Annotated in this window: 19 protein-coding genes; 10 read left to right on the forward strand and 9 right to left on the reverse strand. The window is 60.3% G+C overall.

Annotation, left to right across the window (positions count from 1 at the left end):
* Window positions 1-167: 167 nt before the first annotated feature.
* Window positions 168-2,951, reverse strand: coding sequence for a membrane-targeted effector domain-containing toxin (locus tag BFQ04_RS17920; RefSeq protein WP_256544588.1), 2,784 nt, complete (start codon window positions 2,949-2,951; stop codon window positions 168-170).
* A 68-nt stretch (window positions 2,952-3,019) separates the two neighbouring features.
* A complete protein-coding gene (locus BFQ04_RS17925; protein WP_065951948.1) occupies window positions 3,020-3,916 on the reverse strand; it encodes a LysR substrate-binding domain-containing protein in 897 nt (298 codons plus the stop codon).
* Between the two features lie 109 nt (window positions 3,917-4,025).
* On the opposite strand from BFQ04_RS17925, the gene BFQ04_RS17930 reads away from it, so the two are divergent.
* From BFQ04_RS17930 to rpoS, 8 genes are all read left to right on the forward strand, one after another.
* The gene (locus BFQ04_RS17930) at window positions 4,026-5,138 is read left to right on the forward strand and encodes an S-(hydroxymethyl)glutathione dehydrogenase/class III alcohol dehydrogenase (protein ID WP_065951949.1); all 1,113 of its coding nucleotides are present in this window, start codon (window positions 4,026-4,028) and stop codon (window positions 5,136-5,138) included.
* 89 nt (window positions 5,139-5,227) lie between these two features.
* Complete coding sequence (gene fghA / locus BFQ04_RS17935; protein ID WP_065951950.1) at window positions 5,228-6,073, forward strand: S-formylglutathione hydrolase; 846 nt, start codon at window positions 5,228-5,230, stop codon at window positions 6,071-6,073.
* Between the two features lie 54 nt (window positions 6,074-6,127).
* On the forward strand, window positions 6,128-6,601 hold the full coding sequence (gene ispF, locus BFQ04_RS17940) for a 2-C-methyl-D-erythritol 2,4-cyclodiphosphate synthase (protein ID WP_065951951.1): 474 nt from the start codon (window positions 6,128-6,130) through the stop codon (window positions 6,599-6,601).
* Window positions 6,598-7,656 carry a tRNA pseudouridine(13) synthase TruD gene (gene truD / locus BFQ04_RS17945; protein WP_065951952.1) on the forward strand — a complete coding sequence of 353 codons (1,059 nt, stop codon included), beginning with the start codon at window positions 6,598-6,600 and terminating at the stop codon, window positions 7,654-7,656. The genes ispF and truD overlap by 4 nt, the downstream gene beginning before the upstream one ends.
* A complete protein-coding gene (surE, locus tag BFQ04_RS17950) occupies window positions 7,644-8,393 on the forward strand; it encodes a 5'/3'-nucleotidase SurE (RefSeq protein WP_065951953.1) in 750 nt (249 codons plus the stop codon). The genes truD and surE overlap by 13 nt, the downstream gene beginning before the upstream one ends.
* A 41-nt stretch (window positions 8,394-8,434) precedes the next feature.
* Window positions 8,435-9,070 carry a protein-L-isoaspartate(D-aspartate) O-methyltransferase gene (locus BFQ04_RS17955; RefSeq protein WP_170827533.1) on the forward strand — a complete coding sequence of 212 codons (636 nt, stop codon included), beginning with the start codon at window positions 8,435-8,437 and terminating at the stop codon, window positions 9,068-9,070.
* A gap of 207 nt (window positions 9,071-9,277) precedes the next feature.
* The gene (locus BFQ04_RS17960) at window positions 9,278-10,114 is read left to right on the forward strand and encodes a peptidoglycan DD-metalloendopeptidase family protein (RefSeq protein WP_065951954.1); all 837 of its coding nucleotides are present in this window, start codon (window positions 9,278-9,280) and stop codon (window positions 10,112-10,114) included.
* A 105-nt stretch (window positions 10,115-10,219) separates the two neighbouring features.
* Window positions 10,220-11,227 (forward strand): RNA polymerase sigma factor RpoS, encoded by a 1,008-nt coding sequence (gene rpoS / locus BFQ04_RS17965; RefSeq protein WP_065951955.1) that lies wholly within the window; start codon window positions 10,220-10,222, stop codon window positions 11,225-11,227.
* Between the two features lie 220 nt (window positions 11,228-11,447).
* On the opposite strand, the gene BFQ04_RS17970 is transcribed toward rpoS, so the two are convergent.
* Window positions 11,448-11,657, reverse strand: a complete 210-nt coding sequence (locus BFQ04_RS17970) for a cold-shock protein (RefSeq protein ID WP_002554837.1) — start codon at window positions 11,655-11,657, stop codon at window positions 11,448-11,450.
* Window positions 11,658-12,045: 388 nt separating this feature from the next.
* On the opposite strand from BFQ04_RS17970, the gene dcd reads away from it, so the two are divergent.
* Complete coding sequence (gene dcd / locus BFQ04_RS17975) at window positions 12,046-12,612, forward strand: dCTP deaminase (RefSeq protein WP_003189215.1); 567 nt, start codon at window positions 12,046-12,048, stop codon at window positions 12,610-12,612.
* A 108-nt stretch (window positions 12,613-12,720) separates the two neighbouring features.
* Window positions 12,721-12,918, forward strand: a complete 198-nt coding sequence (locus BFQ04_RS17980; protein WP_065886112.1) for a hypothetical protein — start codon at window positions 12,721-12,723, stop codon at window positions 12,916-12,918.
* 22 nt (window positions 12,919-12,940) lie between these two features.
* On the opposite strand, the gene pdeM is transcribed toward BFQ04_RS17980, so the two are convergent.
* Genes pdeM through BFQ04_RS18010 form a run of 6 tightly spaced genes read right to left on the reverse strand, consistent with a single transcriptional unit; the run spans window position 12,941 to window position 19,470 of the window.
* Window positions 12,941-13,591, reverse strand: coding sequence for a ligase-associated DNA damage response endonuclease PdeM (gene pdeM / locus BFQ04_RS17985; RefSeq protein WP_065951956.1), 651 nt, complete (start codon window positions 13,589-13,591; stop codon window positions 12,941-12,943).
* Window positions 13,591-16,071, reverse strand: a complete 2,481-nt coding sequence (locus BFQ04_RS17990; RefSeq protein ID WP_065951957.1) for a ligase-associated DNA damage response DEXH box helicase — start codon at window positions 16,069-16,071, stop codon at window positions 13,591-13,593. The genes pdeM and BFQ04_RS17990 overlap by 1 nt, the downstream gene beginning before the upstream one ends.
* Window positions 16,072-16,128: 57 nt before the next feature.
* Window positions 16,129-16,893 carry an ABC transporter ATP-binding protein gene (locus BFQ04_RS17995; RefSeq protein ID WP_065951958.1) on the reverse strand — a complete coding sequence of 255 codons (765 nt, stop codon included), beginning with the start codon at window positions 16,891-16,893 and terminating at the stop codon, window positions 16,129-16,131.
* 13 nt (window positions 16,894-16,906) lie between these two features.
* Window positions 16,907-18,025 (reverse strand): succinylglutamate desuccinylase/aspartoacylase family protein, encoded by a 1,119-nt coding sequence (locus tag BFQ04_RS18000; RefSeq protein ID WP_065951959.1) that lies wholly within the window; start codon window positions 18,023-18,025, stop codon window positions 16,907-16,909.
* Between the two features lie 9 nt (window positions 18,026-18,034).
* A complete protein-coding gene (locus BFQ04_RS18005) occupies window positions 18,035-18,745 on the reverse strand; it encodes an ABC transporter permease (protein WP_065951960.1) in 711 nt (236 codons plus the stop codon).
* Window positions 18,742-19,470 carry an ABC transporter permease gene (locus BFQ04_RS18010; RefSeq protein ID WP_065951961.1) on the reverse strand — a complete coding sequence of 243 codons (729 nt, stop codon included), beginning with the start codon at window positions 19,468-19,470 and terminating at the stop codon, window positions 18,742-18,744. The genes BFQ04_RS18005 and BFQ04_RS18010 overlap by 4 nt, the downstream gene beginning before the upstream one ends.
* Window positions 19,471-19,514 lie beyond the last annotated feature (44 nt).

The following is a 19,514-nucleotide window of genomic DNA, read 5'->3' on the forward strand; positions in this document are numbered from 1 at the left end:
CCGGTCACGTTGATCAGGTAGTGGCCCCCCTGTTGATGAATCCTGAAATTACGCAGCTCCCCGCGCGTCGCGAGCGATAGTGAATGTGCGATACCGTGCGGGTCGTGTCCTGGGTGAGCATGAACTGTCCAGGTTTGGTTGGCCGTGTTTGCGGGCACCCAACCTGATTAGATGCCGGGGCCAGGAAGTGTTTGCACCGAGTGCTGCAAGTCGGCGGTGTTAACGCGCAAGAGCAGGTTGGCCTTGACCGTGCCTTCGCCCCTGGCGATCCCCAGACTGGCGGTGCGTCCGGAATCGGCTTGGATCCCCAGGCTTTGGCCGGCCCCGGCATCTTCGATCCGCAAGCCGATGCTGCCGGTGAGTTCGGCTAGCCCGGGCACGTCCTTGTAAGTGTTGGTATGGCTGTCGCCCACCAGTGCCACCCATTTTCCCGGGCGACGCTTGGTCGTCTGGATCCACTGGATTATTTCGGTGGCATAGAAGTTCATCATCCGCTGACGCAAGGTGCCGCCCCGGTCTGGCAAGTCGCGAAGAATGTAGCTCACGGTGCAGTCTATCGGCTGGATCTTGATCCCCGCGTCACGCGCTTTGATGACGATATTGGCGAATGAGTAATAGTTATTGTGCAGGGGCGGGTAGATCCCGTTGAGGTAGTTTTTCAGCTCATCGGCCATTGGTACGGTCTTGGAGCGGTAAAACGCCTTCAGCAACGGAACGTGCACATCCGTCAGCAAATGTTCGAAGTAGATGCGTTTCACGCCGAGGCTGGCGAGCAGTGGCATGTTGTCGATCAGAAAGGCCTTGCTCGATTCTGCCCCGTGGCTTTCACCGATAACCAGGCCGTCACTGGCGTGCAGCAATGTCTCGATAATGGTCTGTTGAGGGGCGTTCAGGCTGAGCCTGGGCAGCACTGGCTGCATGGGCGACAGTGCCAGGTCATTAAAGAACGTGGCCGAATCCTTCTGCAATTTGTCGCGCTTCTCGAAGAATACTTGCCGGGTTTCCTTGATCGACTCTGCGCCCTCGCCAACAGGTTCGAGGTCCTCCGAAAACGAGCTGATGTCGGTGAGCATGCTCGAGAGGGTGTCGCGCTGGGGCGGCGGTATCTGGTAAAGGCTGAAGAAACTCGGGTGCTGCTCGCCGCCGAATGTGTTGTAAATCCGTTGCCAGGCATTGCGAAAGGCTCCGCCGCCGGCCAACCCCGCTCGCCGCCAGTTGAGGTCTGCACTTTGAATGGCGTAGAGGCCGGTGGCCTGGATTCTCTGGGGGGCTTTGGGGTCTGTCACAAAGAGTTCAAAAGAGCCCCAGGCATTCGGTGTCTTGTAAGTCAGGAACACCTCGCCCTGAATCTTGATGGTCTGCAAGCCACTGGGGGAAGGGGCGGTGGCCAGGGGGCGAGTCTTGGTGGGGGGCGACGCAGTGGCGTCGTTTATAACCGTGACACTGATCTGGCCCTCGTTATCACGTGCAGCCTTGCCTAAGGTCGGGCGCAGGCTTTCAAGGTTGTCGGCACCTGTGGGAATGCCGTGGATTACCGCCGGAATCGCATTGAGCACGCCAAATACGATGCGTTCCATGGCGTGTGGTTTGCCTTTGAACAGGTCGTCGGCACCAATGACCATGTCGGTCATACCCGAGATTACGAAACAGAACTCTGCCAGCAATGCGGTCCCCATCGTCAGCGCTACGGGGATCGCCAGCAGGCAGGCTTTTTCCATGGCATCGAGGGTGTCGGCTTTGAAGGTGTCCAAGGGCGAGACAATTGTTTTTGCCGCCATTTTTGCAATGCGCGCTCTGATCTGCCTCGCCATGAATTCAAAGGGGTTGCTGTTCAGTGCCGGGTACATCGGGTTATTTATGTACTGCTCGGGGTCCCAATAGCCGTTGTGCAACAGGCTATTGAAAAAACCGGCAGGGTTGGCCGGTTTCGGGTACAGCGCCATGCCGATCAGCGCTTCCTCGACGCCGCTGTAGATCAGGCCGGAGTCGATGGCGTCCGGTTCAAAGTGGTTGACCAGAGCTTTGCGCTGGGTCGGATCTTTTGCCACGCTCACCAGTGCCTTGCGCATATCCGCCGGGGAGTTGAAGCCATGGAAGGGCGAAGAGTTTCCCGAAATATACAGCAGGGTGATCTGGCTCTGATTGTCAGTGATCGTCAGGATGTCGGTGGCTTCGGCCTGATGAATGCGCAGCAGGCGCAGCGACAGGTTTTTATCGAGTAGGTAGGGCGCCTGCAGGTCTTCAAGGGTCAGATTGCTATAGTCCTTGTTGGCGCCCAAGCCTGCCGCTCGCGCCGCCAGTAGCCGTTCTGCCGCGGTAAGGGTGAACTCCTCGAACTGTTCCAGGTAAGCCCGGGTGAACGCGATGCGGATCAGGGTGTTGTAGTTATCCCGGTGTTTGCTCCAGAACTGTGTGATTGCTGTGTCGTAGGCTTGTTCGAACTGGCTGGTGTCAATGATGTTTCTGAGCGTGGAGGGGGCGATGTCCAGTTGGGTGCTCGGGTTGTAGACTTGCGGCTCACTCTGTCGATACAGCGCCTCATACCGTCTGGGCGGGATCCAGCCAGAGGTGATGAACTCTTCGTTGAACATTTCCGGGATGCGGTTATCCATCAGGCGCGGCAGTTCACTGACAATGTTGAAGTACGGCGCGATGGCGGAAAAACCGGTGGTGTTGAGAATGCCACCAGGGGCATGTGGTGCGTTGTTGATCATGGCCTCGGTCAGGCTCATGGATTGGACGACCACCCCGGTATAGCCTGAGTTGGGTTTGTCGGTGTTGTAATCGATGGTGGTCAGGTAGGTGTTGTCCGGGTCCAGTTGTTCCTGGCTGAAGGCTTGCAAACGCTCGCGCAGTAATTGGGCGGCGATTTCTGCGGGTACCGGGAAGTCGGCCAGCACCTTGCGGACAAAATGATTGATGCGTTGCAGTTGGGGGGCGTTGGCTGTCATGGCTTGCCTGAATGTGCAGTAAAAATGACTATTTACCGGCAATCAGGCGTTGGGTGAGCGGTAGCTGTTTATGGTCGGTAGACCGGATTGTCACCCAGGCCCTCTTTGAGAAAGTCCACCAGCTTCCTGACCTTGGGCGATAAATGCCGCTGCTGTGGGTACAGCGCCCACACCGCCGTATTCGGCGGCTGATGAGCTTCCAGCAACGATACCAGCGCGCCACTGTGCAAATGCTCCAGCACATAATAGTCCGGCAACTGGCATATCCCTACGCCTTGCAGCGCCGCGTCCAGCACCGCTTGCCCACTGTTGCAGCGCCAATTTCCCTGCACGCGCTGGGAAAACTCCCGCCCGTCCTGGGCCAGTTGCCAGATATCCGAACTGCCGATCAGGCAGTTGTGCCGACTCAATTCCGACAAGCTATGTGGCCGGCCATAGCGTTCGAGGTAGGAAGGCGACGCGCACAGGTACATGCGCCGAGGGGCGAGGCGACTGGCGACCATGCGTGAGTCTTGCAGGCGCCCGAGGCGAATCGCCAGGTCGAGCCCTTCGTGCACCAGGTCCAACTGGCGGTTGCTCAGCTCGATATCGACCCGCAACTGCGGATAGAGCGCCATGAACCTTGTGACGAGGGGCACGATAAATCGCTCGCCATAGGCCACGGCGCAGGTCATGCGCAACATGCCCTTGGGTTCACTGGTGAGGTCGCCCACTGCGCGCAAGGCTTCTTCGCGACCATCCTGCAAGCGTTGGCAGTGTTGCAGGAAGGTCTGGCCCGCTTCGGTCAGTGTGACCTTGCGCGTACTGCGATACAGCAGGCGCGTTTGCAGGCGTTCTTCCAGGCGTGCCACCTGGCGGCTGATATGGGACGACGATACCCCCAGGCGCTCGGCCGCCGCCGTGAACTGGCTGCATTCGGCCACGGCGACGAATTCATCGATGCCTTCCCAGCGATTCTCCAACACGATGATTGTCCCTATGCGGCAATAATGTTTTGCTTTTGCCTGGATTATTAATCAATAAGCCATGGTTTACACTCATTCCATCAATTTTCAACTCCATGGAGAAACCCGGATGATCAAGTCCCGCGCCGCCGTAGCCTTCGAAGCCAAGAAACCCCTTGAGATTGTGGAAGTCGATGTCGCCATGCCCAAGGCCGGTGAAGTGCTGTTGCGCGTGGTCGCGTCCGGTGTGTGTCACACCGACGCCTACACGCTGTCGGGTGCGGACCCGGAAGGCATCTTCCCGTCGATTCTTGGTCATGAAGGCGGTGCAGTGGTCGAGGCCATTGGTGAAGGCGTGACCTCGGTTGCCGTTGGCGATCATGTGATCCCGCTGTACACCCCGGAATGCGGCAAGTGCAAATTCTGTCTGTCAGGCAAGACCAACCTGTGCCAGGCCATTCGTTCGACCCAGGGCAAAGGCTTGATGCCTGACGGCACCACGCGTTTCTCCTACAAAGGCGAGCCGATTTTCCACTACATGGGTACCTCGACGTTTTCCGAGTACACCGTGCTGCCGGAGATCTCCGTGGCCAAGATTTCCAAGCAAGCGCCGCTGGAAAAAGTCTGCCTGCTCGGTTGTGGCGTCACCACCGGTATCGGTGCGGTGCTCAACACCGCCAAGGTCAAGCCGGGCGACACCGTGGCCATCTTCGGCTTGGGCGGTATCGGTCTGTCGGCGGTGATTGGCGCGGTGAAAGCCAAGGCGGGCCGCATTATTGCCATCGACATCAACCCGGCCAAATTCGAAATCGCCAAGCAACTGGGCGCTACCGACTGCATCAACCCGAAAGACTATGATCGTCCGATCCAGGACGTGATTGTCGATTTGACCGATGGCGGTGTGGACTTTTCCTTCGAATGCATCGGCAATGTTCAACTGATGCGTGCGGCCCTGGAATGCTGCCACAAAGGTTGGGGTGAGTCGGTGATCATCGGTGTGGCCGGCGCCGGCCAGGAAATTTCCACCCGTCCTTTCCAACTGGTGACCGGTCGCGTCTGGCGCGGGTCCGCATTCGGCGGCGTGCGCGGACGCAGCGAATTGCCAAGCTACGTGGACATGGCCCAGACCGGCGAGATCCCGCTGGATACCTTCATCACCCACACCATGGGCCTGGAAGACATCAACAAGGCGTTTGATCTGATGCATGAAGGCAAGAGCATTCGTACCGTCATCCATTTCTGAAGCAGCGGTAAGTGACAAGCTAAAAGCTGCAAGTGGCTGTACGCCTTCTTGCCGCTTGAAGCTTGCAACTTGCAGCTGGGAGAATTCCCATGCCCCTGGAAAATATTTCCTGCCAGAAAAGCTTCGGCGGCTGGCACAAACGCTATAAGCACCACTCCGATGTGCTCGATTGCGACATGACCTTCGCGGTCTACCTGCCGCCGCAAGCGGAGCAGGGCGGCAAACTGCCGGTGCTGTATTGGCTGTCCGGCCTCACCTGCACCGACGAAAATTTCATGCAGAAGGCCGGCGCCCAGCGCCTGGCCGCCGAGCTGGGCTTGATCATCGTGGCGCCGGATACCAGCCCCCGAGGTCCCGGTGTGCCGGACGATCCGGACAACGCCTGGGATTTTGGCCTCGGTGCCGGTTTCTATCTGAACGCCACCCAGGAACCCTGGGCCAAGCACTATCGGATGCACGACTACGTGGTGCAGGAGTTGCCGGCCTTGGTGCAAGCGCATTTCCCGGCCTCGGATAAACGCGGCATCAGCGGTCACTCGATGGGCGGGCATGGTGCGCTGGTGTGCGCGCTGCGCAACCCGGGACGCTACCAATCGGTGTCGGCGTTTTCGCCGATCAACAATCCGATGGATTGCCCCTGGGGCCAGAAAGCCTTCTCCCGTTACCTGGGAGAGGAGCGCTCGAAGTGGCGTGAATGGGATGCCTGCGTGTTGATCAGCGAAGCTTCGGAACAGTTGCCGCTGTTGGTGGATCAGGGCGATCGCGACGATTTCCTCGCCGTGCAGCTCAAGCCCGAGGCCCTGCAGCAAGCGGCCAGGGCCGCCGGCCATCCGCTGGAACTGCGCCTGCAACCTGGCTATGACCACAGCTACTTCTTTATCGCCAGCTTCATTGACGACCATTTGCGCCATCATGGTCGTGCTTTGCTCGGTTAATGTGAGGCAAAAGTAGGTAGAATCACGCCCTGAATTAAATCGGGGCGTTTTTTTATGCGTATTGGCCACGGCTACGATGTGCACCGTTTCGCTGAAGGCGATTTCATCACTCTGGGCGGCGTGCGTATCGCGCACCATCATGGGCTGCTGGCTCATTCCGACGGCGACGTTGTCCTGCATGCCTTGAGCGATGCGTTGCTCGGCGCAGCCGCGTTGGGTGATATCGGCAAGCATTTTCCGGACACCGATCCAACCTTCAAGGGCGCGGACAGTCGTGTCCTGCTGCGCCATGTCGTGGGTTTGATCCATGCCAGGGGCTGGAAAGTGGCAAACGTCGATAACACCATCGTGGCCCAGGCGCCAAAAATGGCTGCGCATATCGACGCCATGCGTGCCCTGATTGCCGCAGACCTGCAAATAGAACTGGACCAAGTCAACGTGAAAGCCACCACCACCGAAAAGCTCGGGTTCACCGGTCGTGAAGAGGGCATCGCCGTGCACTCCGTCGCCTTGTTGCTGCGCGCATGAACGAATTTGAATTGCTCGGCCCACGTGCCTATGGCGAGGCCTTGGGCAGCGCGGTGCTGAAGGCCACTGCCGAAGATTTCCAGGTAGACGAGGTGCTTGACATCCCGCTGACCGGCGAGGGCGAACACCTGTGGCTGTGGGTGGAGAAGCGCGGCCTGAATACCGAGGAAGCGGCGCGGCGTATCGCCAAGGCGGCTGGCGTGCCGTTGCGCACCGTCAGCTATGCCGGGCTCAAGGATCGCCAGGCATTGACCCGTCAGTGGTTCAGCGTGCAATTGCCCGGCAAGGCCGACCCGGACATGCGTGCCGCCGAGAACGACACCCTCAGGATCCTGAAAACCGCCCGGCACAAACGCAAGCTGCAGCGCGGCGCCCATGCCGCCAACGGCTTTACCTTGCGCCTGACCCAGTTGGCCGGTGACACCGCTGCCATCGATGCGCGCCTGCAATTGATTGCCCGGCACGGCATCCCCAACTATTTCGGTGCCCAGCGTTTTGGCCATAACGGCGGCAATGTCGTCGATGCCCGTGACTGGGCTGCGCGCAAGGCCTTGCCGGAACAGCGCAATGTGCGTTCGCGGCTGCTGTCCACTGCCCGTAGCTTTCTGTTCAACAACGTGTTGGCGGCACGCGTCGCTGACGGCTCCTGGCAACGCGCCCAGGTCGGCGACCTGCTCGCTTTCACCGACAGCCGCAGCTTTTTCCCGGCCGGGGAGGCTGAATGCAGCGACCCGCGCCTGGCGATCCTGGACCTGCACCCCACCGGTCCGCAGTGGGGTGAGGGCGACTCGCCGGCGAAAGGTCCTACATATGAACTGGAACAATCTGTCGCCGCCGCAGAAGCTGACCTGCGTGATTGGCTGGTGAATGCGGGCATGAGCCAAGAACGTCGCATTCTGCGACTGCCCATTGGCGGGTTGACGTGGCATTATCCCGGGCCTGACATTCTGCAATTGGAATTCGTCCTGCCGGCCGGATGCTTTGCCACTGTATTGGTGCGCGAGCTTGTTGATCTGGTGCCGGTGGGGCCGACGGACAACCCATGCGTATTCTGATATCAAACGATGACGGTGCCACCGCACCCGGTCTCGCCGCGCTTCATGCTGCGCTGGCGGATTACGCCGAGTGCGTGGTGGTTGCCCCGGACCAGGACAAGAGCGGCGCCAGCAGTTCGCTGACGCTCGACCGTCCGTTGCACCCCAAGGTCCTGGCCAATGGCTTTATCAGCGTGAACGGCACGCCCACCGACTGCGTGCACCTGGCAATCAACAGCCTGCTGGAGCACGCGCCGGACCTGGTGGTGTCGGGCATCAACCTGGGCGCGAACCTGGGCGATGATGTGCTGTATTCCGGCACCGTGGCGGCAGCCCTCGAAGGGCGCTTTGTGGGTGGGGTCGGGTTCGCGTTTTCGTTCGCCTCCCGGCAACTGGATAATTTGGCCACGGCGGCGTACTACGCGCGCAAACTGGTAGAGGCGCACGGTTCCCTGGACCTGCCGCCGCGCACCGTGCTCAACGTCAATATTCCCAACCTGCCTCTGGACCATATTCGCGGAATCCAACTGACGCGGCTGGGGCACCGTGCCCGTGCGGCGGCCCCCTTGAAGGTGGTCGACCCGCGTGGCAGGGAAGGCTATTGGATCGCAGCGGCCGGTGACGCCGAGGATGGTGGCGAGGGCACGGACTTTCATGCGGTGATGCAAGGTTATGTATCTATTACCCCGTTGCAATTCGATCGCACCTTCAGTGATGCCTTCAGTGGTCTGGATGGCTGGCTGGAGGGACTGCGCTGATGGCTCGTGAACAAGACGACCTGCTGCGTCGTGGCATCGGGATGACCTCCCAGCGCACCCGCGAGCGTTTGATCCAGCGTCTGTACGAAGAAGGCCTGTCCAATGCGCAGGTGCTGGAAGTGATACGGCGCACGCCTCGGCACCTGTTTGTCGACGAAGCCCTGGCGCACCGCGCCTATGAAGACACCGCGCTGCCGATCGGCCACAACCAGACCATCTCCCAGCCTTATATGGTCGCGCGCATGAGCGAACTGTTGCTGGCCGCGGGGCCGCTGGACAAGGTGCTGGAAATCGGCACCGGCTCCGGCTACCAGACCGCCGTGTTGTCCCAACTGGTCGAGCGGGTGTTCTCGGTTGAGCGCATCAAGGTGCTGCAGGACCGCGCCAAGGAGCGCCTGGTAGAGCTGAACCTGCGTAATGTGGTGTTCCGTTGGGGAGATGGCTGGGAAGGCTGGCCCGCATTGGCACCCTACAACGGCATCATTGTGACTGCAGTGGCCACCGATGTGCCGCAGGCGTTGCTGGACCAGTTGGCGCCTGGCGGCCGCCTGGTCATCCCGGTGGGCTCCGGCGAAGTGCAACAATTGATGCTCATCATTCGAGAGGATGACGGCTTTTCCCGGCATGTACTTGGCGCCGTGCGGTTCGTGCCGTTGCTCAACGGCCCGCTGGCCTGACATTTATTCCCTGATAGTGAATTCCATAGACGCGGATGTGTCTTACAGCGGGGTCTATAGATTCAACAGTGGTGGAGCGGGAATTGAACGCGGTGAGTTTTTCGTTTCAGCCGTGTGCCGGTAAAAAGCCAATGCCCAGTTATACTTGCGTCATATTTCAAGCCTGATACAGGCGTTAACGTTCAGCCACCACAAAGGGAGCGGCGGGTGAGTCTCACAGGTCCTGCGCAGCGAATGAGTAAAACAAGCTTTCAGCGACTGGTGCTTGGCCTTGTCTTGAGTTCCTTACTGGCCGCCTGCTCGAGCACGCCTTCCGGTGGTGCGCGGGTGGTTGACCGCACGAATGCGGCACCGCAAAAGCCGATGGTTACCACGGGCCAGTATGTTGTACGCAAGGGCGACACGCTGTTCTCGATTGCCTTCCGTTACGGTTGGGATTACAAGGCGCTTGCAGCTCGTAACAATATTCCCCTGCCTTATACGATACATCCGGGACAGACGATTCGTTTCGACGGTCGCACCGGTTCGACGTCTACGGCAGTTGTGACAAAGTCCGGTTCTTCGTCTTCCTCTTCGAGTAAAACCACCGTCTTCACCCGTCCGGCAGGCACCGCCGCGCCTTCGGTTGCGAGCAAGCCGGCGCCCGCGCCATTGCCCCCTGCGGGGCCTGCGCCAACCGGTTGGGGATGGCCCTCAAACGGCGTGTTGATTGGAAAATTCTCTTCAAACGGCAGTTTGAATAAAGGCATTGATATCGCCGGGGATTTGGGACAGCCTGTTTTGGCTGCGTCTGATGGGACAGTGGTGTACGCCGGGAGTGGTCTACGGGGCTACGGCGAGCTGGTCATCATCAAACACAGCGATACCTACGTCAGTGCCTACGGTCATAACCGCAGGTTGTTGGTTCGGGAGGGGCAGCAGGTCAAGGTCGGACAGACGATTGCCGAAATGGGTTCAACGGGTACAGACCGGGTGAAACTGCACTTTGAGATTCGCCGTCAGGGCAAGCCTGTAGATCCACTGCAATTCCTACCCCGCCGTTGATGTGTTGCCAGCCTGTTCCCTCACGTAGAAGGAACAGGCTCCAGCGTTGCCAAGGATAAAGGCGTCGCTTGAGCTTGAGGTCGAACTCACCAAAGGACTATAACAATGGCTCTCAGTAAAGAAGCGCCGGAGTTTGACATCGACGATGAGGTTCTCCTTATGGAGGCCGGCATCGCTACGGAAACGATGTCAGATAATGAGGGGGCTTCACCACCCTCAGTTCGCACCAAATCCAAGAACTCCTCCGCGTTAAAGCAACACAAGTACATCGACTACACCCGGGCGCTCGATGCGACCCAGCTGTACCTCAATGAAATCGGCTTTTCCCCTCTGCTCACCCCCGAAGAAGAAGTCCATTTTGCGCGTCTGTCGCAGAAGGGTGATCCGGCTGGGCGTAAACGCATGATTGAAAGCAATCTGCGCCTGGTGGTTAAAATCGCCCGACGCTACGTCAATCGCGGATTGTCGCTGCTGGACTTGATCGAGGAGGGCAACCTGGGCTTGATCCGGGCGGTGGAGAAGTTCGACCCTGAGCGCGGCTTTCGCTTCTCGACCTATGCCACCTGGTGGATTCGCCAGACCATCGAACGTGCGATCATGAATCAGACCCGTACGATCCGGTTGCCGATCCATGTGGTCAAGGAGCTCAACGTCTACCTGCGCGCAGCGCGGGAGCTGACACAGAAACTCGATCATGAACCTTCGCCCGAAGAAATCGCCAACCTGCTGGAAAAACCGGTAGGGGAGGTCAAGCGCATGCTCGGCCTGAACGAGCGCGTGTCTTCGGTTGACGTCTCGCTGGGTCCGGATTCGGATAAAACCTTGCTGGACACCCTGACGGATGATCGTCCGACGGATCCTTGTGAACTGTTGCAGGACGATGATTTGTCCCAGAGCATCGACCAGTGGCTGTCGGAGCTCACCGACAAGCAGCGTGAGGTGGTGATTCGCCGCTTCGGCCTGCGCGGCCATGAGAGCAGCACGCTGGAGGACGTAGGCCTGGAGATCGGCCTGACCCGTGAGCGGGTTCGGCAGATTCAGGTGGAAGGTCTCAAGCGCTTGCGCGAGATCCTTGAGAAGAACGGCTTGTCGAGCGAGTCGTTGTTTCAATAACCACCCTGCTTGAACGCTTGAACGCTTGAATGTGGGAGGGGGCTTGCTCCCGATAGCGGTGTGTCAGTCAATGCCTATATCGACTGAAGCGCCGCCATCGGGGGCAAGCCCCCTCCCACATTTTTTTGCGTCGCGCATTTGCCTGGCAGCAGCGTCAACTCCCAGGCATAAAAAAACCCCGCTTTTGAGGGCGGGGTCTTTTTGACTAAGTCAGTACAAGTTAGATAACTTGAACTTCTTCAGCTTGCATGCCTTTCTGACCGCGGGTAGCGATGAAAGAAACCTGTTGGCCTTCTTTCAGGCTTTTGAAGCCGTCGGATTGGATAGCTTTGAAGTGAACGAACAGGTCGTCACCGGATTGTGGAGTGATGAAGCCGAAGCCTTTTTCATCGTTGAACCACTTAACGGTACCAGTTTGGCGATTAGACATGGTGTAACTCCTTGAACAAAGTTAACTGCGACTCAGGAAAAGCCCTGGCCGAGACTGAGTGCAAAGAGCAGGAAAAATTCTTGGAGATGGTTGGATCGAAATTCAACATATCGTGTAGAGATTCTCAGTGACACAAGCAACACAGTGACGCCACCTTAACCCTTTTTCCGGAACGTGCCAATGGTATTTCCGCAGGTTTCTCTAATTTCGTGATTGGCGGTGGTATTTATTGTCCCGCACAACCGCGCCAGGACCCCCGGCCACGCTGGCTGGGGGTTATGGGCGCCGGTGCATTCGTGATTAAAAGCCGTGCGCCCTTTGAACCCCACCGTCGGCCCCGGTAAGATGCCTCACAGAATTTTTCCACCTCGCTATTCAGGACACCGCCATGAGCATCAAATCGGACAAGTGGATTCGCCGCATGGCGCAGGAACACGGCATGATCGAACCGTTCGTTGAGCGCCAGATTCGTGGCGAAGGCGACGAGCGCGTGATTTCGTACGGGGTCTCCAGCTATGGCTACGACGTGCGTTGCGCCGATGAATTCAAGGTGTTCACCAATATCAACTCGGCGATCGTCGATCCGAAGAACTTCGACGAAAAAAGCTTCGTCGACGTCAAGAGCGACGTGTGCATCATCCCGCCAAACTCCTTCGCCCTGGCCCGCACCGTGGAATTCTTTCGTATTCCTCGGGACGTATTGACCATCTGCCTGGGTAAAAGCACTTATGCCCGTTGCGGCATCATCGTCAACGTGACCCCGCTGGAACCCGAGTGGGAAGGTCACGTGACCCTGGAGTTCTCCAACACCACCACCTTGCCGGCGAAAATCTACGCCAATGAAGGTGTGGCACAGATGCTGTTCCTGCAGTCCGACGAGGCGTGTGAAGTGTCCTACAAGGACCGTGCGGGCAAGTATCAAGGTCAGCGTGGCGTTACTCTCCCACGCGCTTGATCGAAAGCTCCTACGCTTCAAGGGAATTAGTCTGCAGAAAGTGACTCTATCTAGGTGTACTGCCTCGGCGCGTGTAAAACGCGTCGAGCCACGCTTGAGGAGTGCCCTATGAAGATCAACCCGCGAATCAGCGCAGAACTTGCCCGGCTTGAACCCAACCAGATTGGTGTTCTGGCCTGGTCCTTGATGGCCGATCCCGCTTATGCGGGCGGTATCCCCGGTCAACCTGAGCCGGACTATCCGCAGCCGACGGAACCGGGTGAACCGACCCTGCCGGATGAGCCACCACCCGCGCCCGTGGCCTGAGCCATAGACGCCCAACCGGCGTTCACTGAACCGGCCATACCGCCTGATCGCCGATCACAAAGATTCGGCGTTCACTGTCCTGTTCCACTGCATACCCACCGGTGAATGCGCCAAACGCCGGCAGCAGGCTGATGCGTTTGCCCACCTGGAAGCACGGCAGGCGCAGACTCTGCCGACCTCTGCCGCGCAGGCGATAGACAGGATGGACATGCCCGGCCAGCACATGATGGCTGGGGTGGGCGTCCGGTTCGTGCTGCAGCGCGAACGGCCCCATTAGCAGAGGCTCCGGCACAACGTCTATGCGCAAATCGGCAGGCGGATCGCCGGCGCGTTGATCGTGATTGCCGCGAATCAATGTGATCGGCAACTCGGCATGCCGCGCCCGCCAGGCCCTGAGCGCGCCCAGGGTGCCGCTGGCGTGGGAGCCGGGGCCGTGGAGGAAGTCTCCGAGAAAAATCAGATGAGTGCAGGGAAACGCCGCCAGCAGCCGGTCCAGGCGCTGCAGGTTTTCGCTTGTGGTGCCCTGGGGGACCGGTTGCCCGAGGTTGCGGTAGGCCGAGGCCTTGCCAAAGTGAGCGTCGGCGATCAACAGGCTCTGGCGCGCTGGCCAGTACACCGCTTTGTCCGCCAGTAACCACAACTGCTCATCTTCGAGCGTGATCGAACAGACCATTAACCTTTTCCTTTGTCCGCGATTTTTTCCAGGTCCTTGACCATCCGCGCAATGCGCTCCGAGAGTTTTTCCGAACTCAGGCTTTCGCGCATCCGCTCCACCAATAACGGGAAAGCCAGCGGCGTAGGCCGTTGGATCACATGCAGGTCCAGTTGCAGCGCCGACAGGCGCAGCAATGTCTCCTCCAGGCGCTGGATGTCCAGTTCGTTGCGCAGCACTTCTTCCCCGGCCTGGGCCAGCAACAGGTTCTGCGGGTCATATTGCTTGAACACTTCGAAGAACAAACCGCTGGAAGCCTGGACCTGGCGAGTACTTTTCGGCGCACCGGGATAACCGGCGAACACCAGCCCGGCAATGCGCGCGATTTCGCGAAAGCGGCGCAACGCCAGTTCACCGGCATTCAGGCTGGCTGCCACATCCGTCAGCAGATCCTGCGGGCTGAGCAGTGCCTCGTTGAAGATATCCGGCCAGTGCACCTCGGTGGCGCTCAGCAGCTCCAGCCCGTAATCATTGACCGCGATGGAAAAGGTCACGGGTTGCCGCCGGCTGACGCGCCACGCCAGCAAACTTGCGAGCCCCAGATGCACCTGACGCCCGGCGAAGGGGTAGAGAAACAGGTGCCAGCCCTCGCGCGATTTGAGAAATTCCGCCAGCAAGTGGTTGCGGGTCGGCAGGCCGGACCAGCGCAATTGTGTCTGCAACAGCGGCTGCACCGCACGCATCTCCGGCCCTTCGAAGCGACCCTGGGCCGCCGCGTCAAAGCGCTCGATCACCGCCTGCGCCAACTCGTTGGAAAGCGGCATACGCCCGCCATTCCAGCGCGGCACGGCGGCTTTTTTCGCGGTGCTGCGGCGTACATAGGCGGTCATGTTTTCCACGCGCACCAGCTCCAGCAGGCGCCCGGCGAACAGAAAGCCATCTCCCGGCTTGAGCCGTGCAATAAAGCCTTCCTCGACACTGCCGAGGTTCTTGCCGCCACCGCCTTTGCTCCAGTACTTCAGATGAATACTCGCATCGCTGACGATGGTACCCACGCTCATGCGATGGCGGCGTGCCAGGCGCGCATCGGGGACGCGCCAGATGCCCTGTTCGTCAGGCTCGACGCGGCGGTAATCCGGATAGGCGGTGAGCGACAGCCCGCCATGGCGCACAAAGGCCAGGGCCCAGGCCCAATCGGCGTCGGTAAGATCGCGGTAGGCCCAGGCACCGCGTACCTCCGCCAGCAACGCGTCGGGAGTAAACCCACCGCCCAGGGCCATGCTGACCAGATGCTGCACCAGCACATCCAAGGGTTTGTGGGGCGATTCGCGGGCTTCGATGCGCCGCTGGGCAATCGCATCCTGTGCGGCGGCGGCTTCCACCAGCTCCAGGCTGTGGGTCGGCACCAATGTCACCCGTGACGGCCGCCCCGGTGCATGCCCCGAGCGGCCGGCGCGTTGCATCAGGCGCGCCACACCCTTGGCCGAGCCGATTTGCAGCACTCGTTCCACCGGCAGAAAGTCCACGCCCAGGTCCAGGCTGGAGGTACACACCACCGCCTTGAGTTGGCCTTCTTTCAACGCACGCTCCACCCAGTCTCGGGTCTCCCGCGACAGCGAACCGTGATGCAGCGCAATCAGGCCGGCCCAGTCCGGCCTGGCCTCCAGCAACGCCTGATACCAGATTTCCGATTGCGCACGGGTGTTGGTGAATACCAGGCAACTGCTGCTCGAGTCCACTTCAGCCACGACTTGCGGCAGCATCTTCAAACCGATATGCCCGGCCCAGGGAAAGCGTTCGGCAGTGGGCGGCAGCAGTGTGTCCACTTGTAGCTGTTTGGCTGTCTGCCCCTGCACGTTTATCCCGCCACCCTGTGGCACCAACACCTCCAGCGCGTGGGCCTGATTACCCAAGGTCGCTGAAATCCCCCACACCAGCAAATCCGGATGCCAGCGCCGCAGCCGCGCCAACGCCAATTGCAGTTGCACACCGCGTTTATTGCCGATCAGTTCGTGCCATTCATCCACCACCACCATGCGCAGATGCCCCAGGCTGACCTCGCTGTCGGCGCGCGCGAGCATCAGCGTCAGGCTTTCCGGCGTGGTGATCAGCGTGGTGGGCTGGCGGCGGGTCTGGCGCGCACGTTCGCTGCTGCTGGTGTCGCCCGTGCGCAGGCCGACGCTCCAGGGGATCTGCAGGGCCGCCAACGGCGCCTCGAGGGCGCGCGCGGTGTCGGCGGCCAAGGCACGCATCGGGGTGATCCACAGCACGGTCAGGGGTTCGGCCGGGGCTTTGCGCTTGCCGGTAGCGGGTGGGCGCGCTACGGCGAAACGATTGAGGGCCGCGAACCACAGCGCGTAGGTTTTACCCGCGCCGGTACTCGCATGCAATAAGCCTGACCGACCCGCCTTGATGGCCTTCCACACGTCTTTCTGAAAGGCGAACGGGCGCCAGCCGCGGGTGGCAAACCATTGTTTGGCGAAGTCGACGGGTTTTGCCATGCGGCAGCGGACGCTCTGGAGGCTCTAATGCACAGACCCCCCAGGCGGTCTAAAGGTTTACTTCAAGTTACCGCTCAGGAATTGCTGCAGGCGCTCGCTCTTCGGATTGCCCAGCACGTCCGCCGGCGCACCTTGCTCTTCCACTCGGCCCTGGTGCAGGAACAGCACCTGGCTTGAGACTTTGCGCGCGAAGCTCATTTCATGGGTCACCATGATCATGGTGCGGCCTTCTTCGGCCAGGCCCTGGATGACTTTCAACACTTCACCCACCAACTCCGGGTCCAGCGCCGAGGTGGGTTCATCGAACAGCATCACCTCGGGTTCCATCGCCAACGCGCGGGCAATCGCGACCCGTTGCTGCTGGCCGCCGGAGAGGAACGCGGGGTATTGATCAGCCACTCGCGCGGGCAGGCCGACTTTATCCAGGTAGCGACGGGCGCGGTCTTCGGCGTCTTTCTTGCTGCACCCCAGCACGCGGCGCGGGGCCATGGTGATGTTTTCCAGCACGCTCATGTGGCTCCACAGGTTGAAGTGCTGGAATACCATGGCCAGCCGCGTGCGCAAGCGTTGCAACTCGGCATCGTCGGCCACGCGCATGCCGTGGCGGTCGCTGACCATGCGGATCGTTTGACCATCCAGGGTCATGGCGCCGTCGTTGGGCGTTTCCAGGAAATTAATGCAGCGCAGGAAGGTGCTCTTGCCCGAGCCGCTGGCGCCGATCAGGCTGATCACGTCGCCGGTCCTGGCCTTGAGCGAGACACCTTTGAGCACTTCATTGTCGCCATAGCTTTTATGCAGGCCTTCAACGGTCAATTTGTACATGGGGCGTGCATCCTCAAGGCGAAAGTAGGTAGCCGCTGCGGTAGGCCTCTGCGCCAGCGACATGGCTGATCACCATCCCGGCGGTGGCCATGCGCCGCAGCGAGCGCGCGTAAAGCAGGCCGGCATTGCGGCAATGCACGGGCGTTACGCGGTCGGTGATGGGGTCGATGATTTCGGCGATAAGCTGCCCGGCCTCCAGGTATTCCCCCGGCAAGGCGTGGAACACCAGCAAGCCGCCCACCGATGTGGTCACAGGCTCCACACCGGCCAGTGGCGTGGCCGGGTAGGGCAGCGCGGGCAGTGGCGGCGCGTCGCCTTCAATTGCGCCGCAGTGGGTCAGGTAATCGATGATCGCCTGGCAGTCCAGGGCAGCCAGGCCGTGGTTGACGTCGCCTTGGCCGCGCAATTCGACGGTCACGGAAAAACTGCCCAGGGGTATCGGGAAGCGCTTGGCGAAGCGTTGCTGCAACTGCCACCACACCAGGGTGAAACATTCATCGAAGGACTGCCCGCCGGAATCGGTGGCCAGCAGGTTGGCCTCCGAACCCAGGTAGCGCGCCAGCGGCTCCACCTGCGGCCAGGCCTCGGGCGTGGTGTAGAGGTGCGCCACGGCTTCGAAATCGCAGTGCAGGTCCAGCACCACGTCGGCATCGCACGCCAGGCGCTGCAGCACCAGGCGCTGGGATTGCAATTGAGTCGACGCCGTTTGCGCGGCCAGGGCGCCGGATAACGCGGTGCGGATCAACCGGGCGTTGTGTTGGGGATCATTGCCCAGCAAGTCTTCGACCTGATCCCCGACCGCGTCGCTGAGGTCGACAAACAGGCGATTGAAGTTCTGTCCGCTTTCCAGCTCATAGCGGCCCAGGGGGATGTCCATCAGCACCTGTTCCAGCCCCACTGGATTGGCGACCGGCACCAGGACGATTTCGCTGCGCACCCGCCCGTTCGCCGCCAACTGTGCCAGGCGCGCCTTCAAGTGCCAGGCCACCAGCATGCCCGGCAGTTCATCGGCGTGCAGTGATGATTGGATGTAGACCTTGCTTTTGGCCTGTTCCGGGCCGAAGTGGAAACTGTGTATCTGTCGCGCCGTGCCGGGCACCGGCGCAATCAGGTCATGTCGCTGATGACGCATGAGCGCTCCTTAATGGCTCGGCCCGAGAAAGGCCAGCCAGCGGCGTTCCGCCAGTCGAAACAGGCCGACCAGGGCGAAGGTCACGGCCAGGTAAATCAATGCCGCGATGCCGAATGATTGAAAAGTCATGAAGGTGGCCGAGTTGGCGTCCCTGGCGACTTTGAGGATGTCCGGAATGGTTGCGGTAAACGCCACGGTGGTCGAATGCAGCATCAGGATCACTTCGTTGCTGTAGTAGGGCAACGACCGGCGCAGTGCAGACGGCATGATCACATAGGCGTACAGCTTCCAGCCGCTGAGGCCGTAGGCCTTGGCCGCTTCGACTTCGCCGTGGGCCATGCTGCGGATCGCTCCGGCGAAAATTTCCGTGGTGTAGGCGCAGGTATTGAGGGCGAAGGCCAGGATTGTGCAGTTCATCGCATCGCGAAAGAACGCATCGAGGACCGGTTGCGCGCGCACGGCGGCGATGCTGTAGATGCCGGTGTAGCAAATCAGCAACTGGATATACAGCGGCGTGCCGCGAAACAGGTAGGTGTAGAACTGCACCGGCCAGCGCACCAGGCGCCTGCGCGATACACGGGCGATAGACAGGGGAATCGAGACTATGAAGCCGATCACCAGTGCTGCGCTGAGCAGCCAGAGAGTCATGGCCAGGCCGGTGATGTGCTGGCCGTCGCTATAAAGGAACGGGCGCCAGTATTCCTGCAACAGCTCGATCATCGCACGGCCTCCCGTGAACCTGCGGCGTAGCGACGTTCAAGACGGCGCAAGACAAAATTGGAGGCGCTGGTGATCAACAGGTAGATCAGCGCGGCGAGTACCAGGAAGTAGAACAGTTGGTAGGTGCTCTTGCCGGCATCCTGGGCCGCTTTCACCAGATCAGCCAGGCCGATGATCGACACCAGCGCCGTGGCCTTGAGCATCACCATCCAGTTATTGCCGATGCCCGGCAGGGCAAAGCGCATCATTTGCGGGAAGGTCACGTAGCGAAACCGTTGCCCGCGCTTGAGCCCGTAGGCGGTGGCGGCTTCCAGCTGGCCACGGGGCACGGCCAGAATCGCGCCTCGAAAGGTCTCGGTGAAATAAGCACCGTAGATAAAGCCCAGGGTGATGACCCCGGCGCTGAAGGGGTCGATCTCGATGTATTCCCATTCCATAAAGTCGGTCAGGCCGGTCAGCCAGGTTTGCAGGCTGTAGAAAATCAGCAGCATCAGCACCAGGTCGGGGACGCCGCGAATCAACGTGGTGTAGAGCTGGGCGGGGATACGCAGCAAGGGCAGGCTGGACAGTTTGGCGCTGGCGCCGAGCAGGCCCAGCAACACGCTGACGGCCAGGGACAGCACCGACAATTTGAGGGTCATCCAGGTGCCTTGCAGCAACAGCGGGCCGAAACCCTTCAAGCTGAACGCGCTCAGCCCGAGGGTCTGCAACAGATCTTCGAACATAAATCAGGACCTATGGCGATAAAAAAGCGCCCCTTGAAAAAGGG

This window comes from Pseudomonas sp. 37 R 15 (assembly GCF_900004865.1).
Lineage (GTDB): Bacteria > Pseudomonadota > Gammaproteobacteria > Pseudomonadales > Pseudomonadaceae > Aquipseudomonas > Aquipseudomonas fluorescens_AM.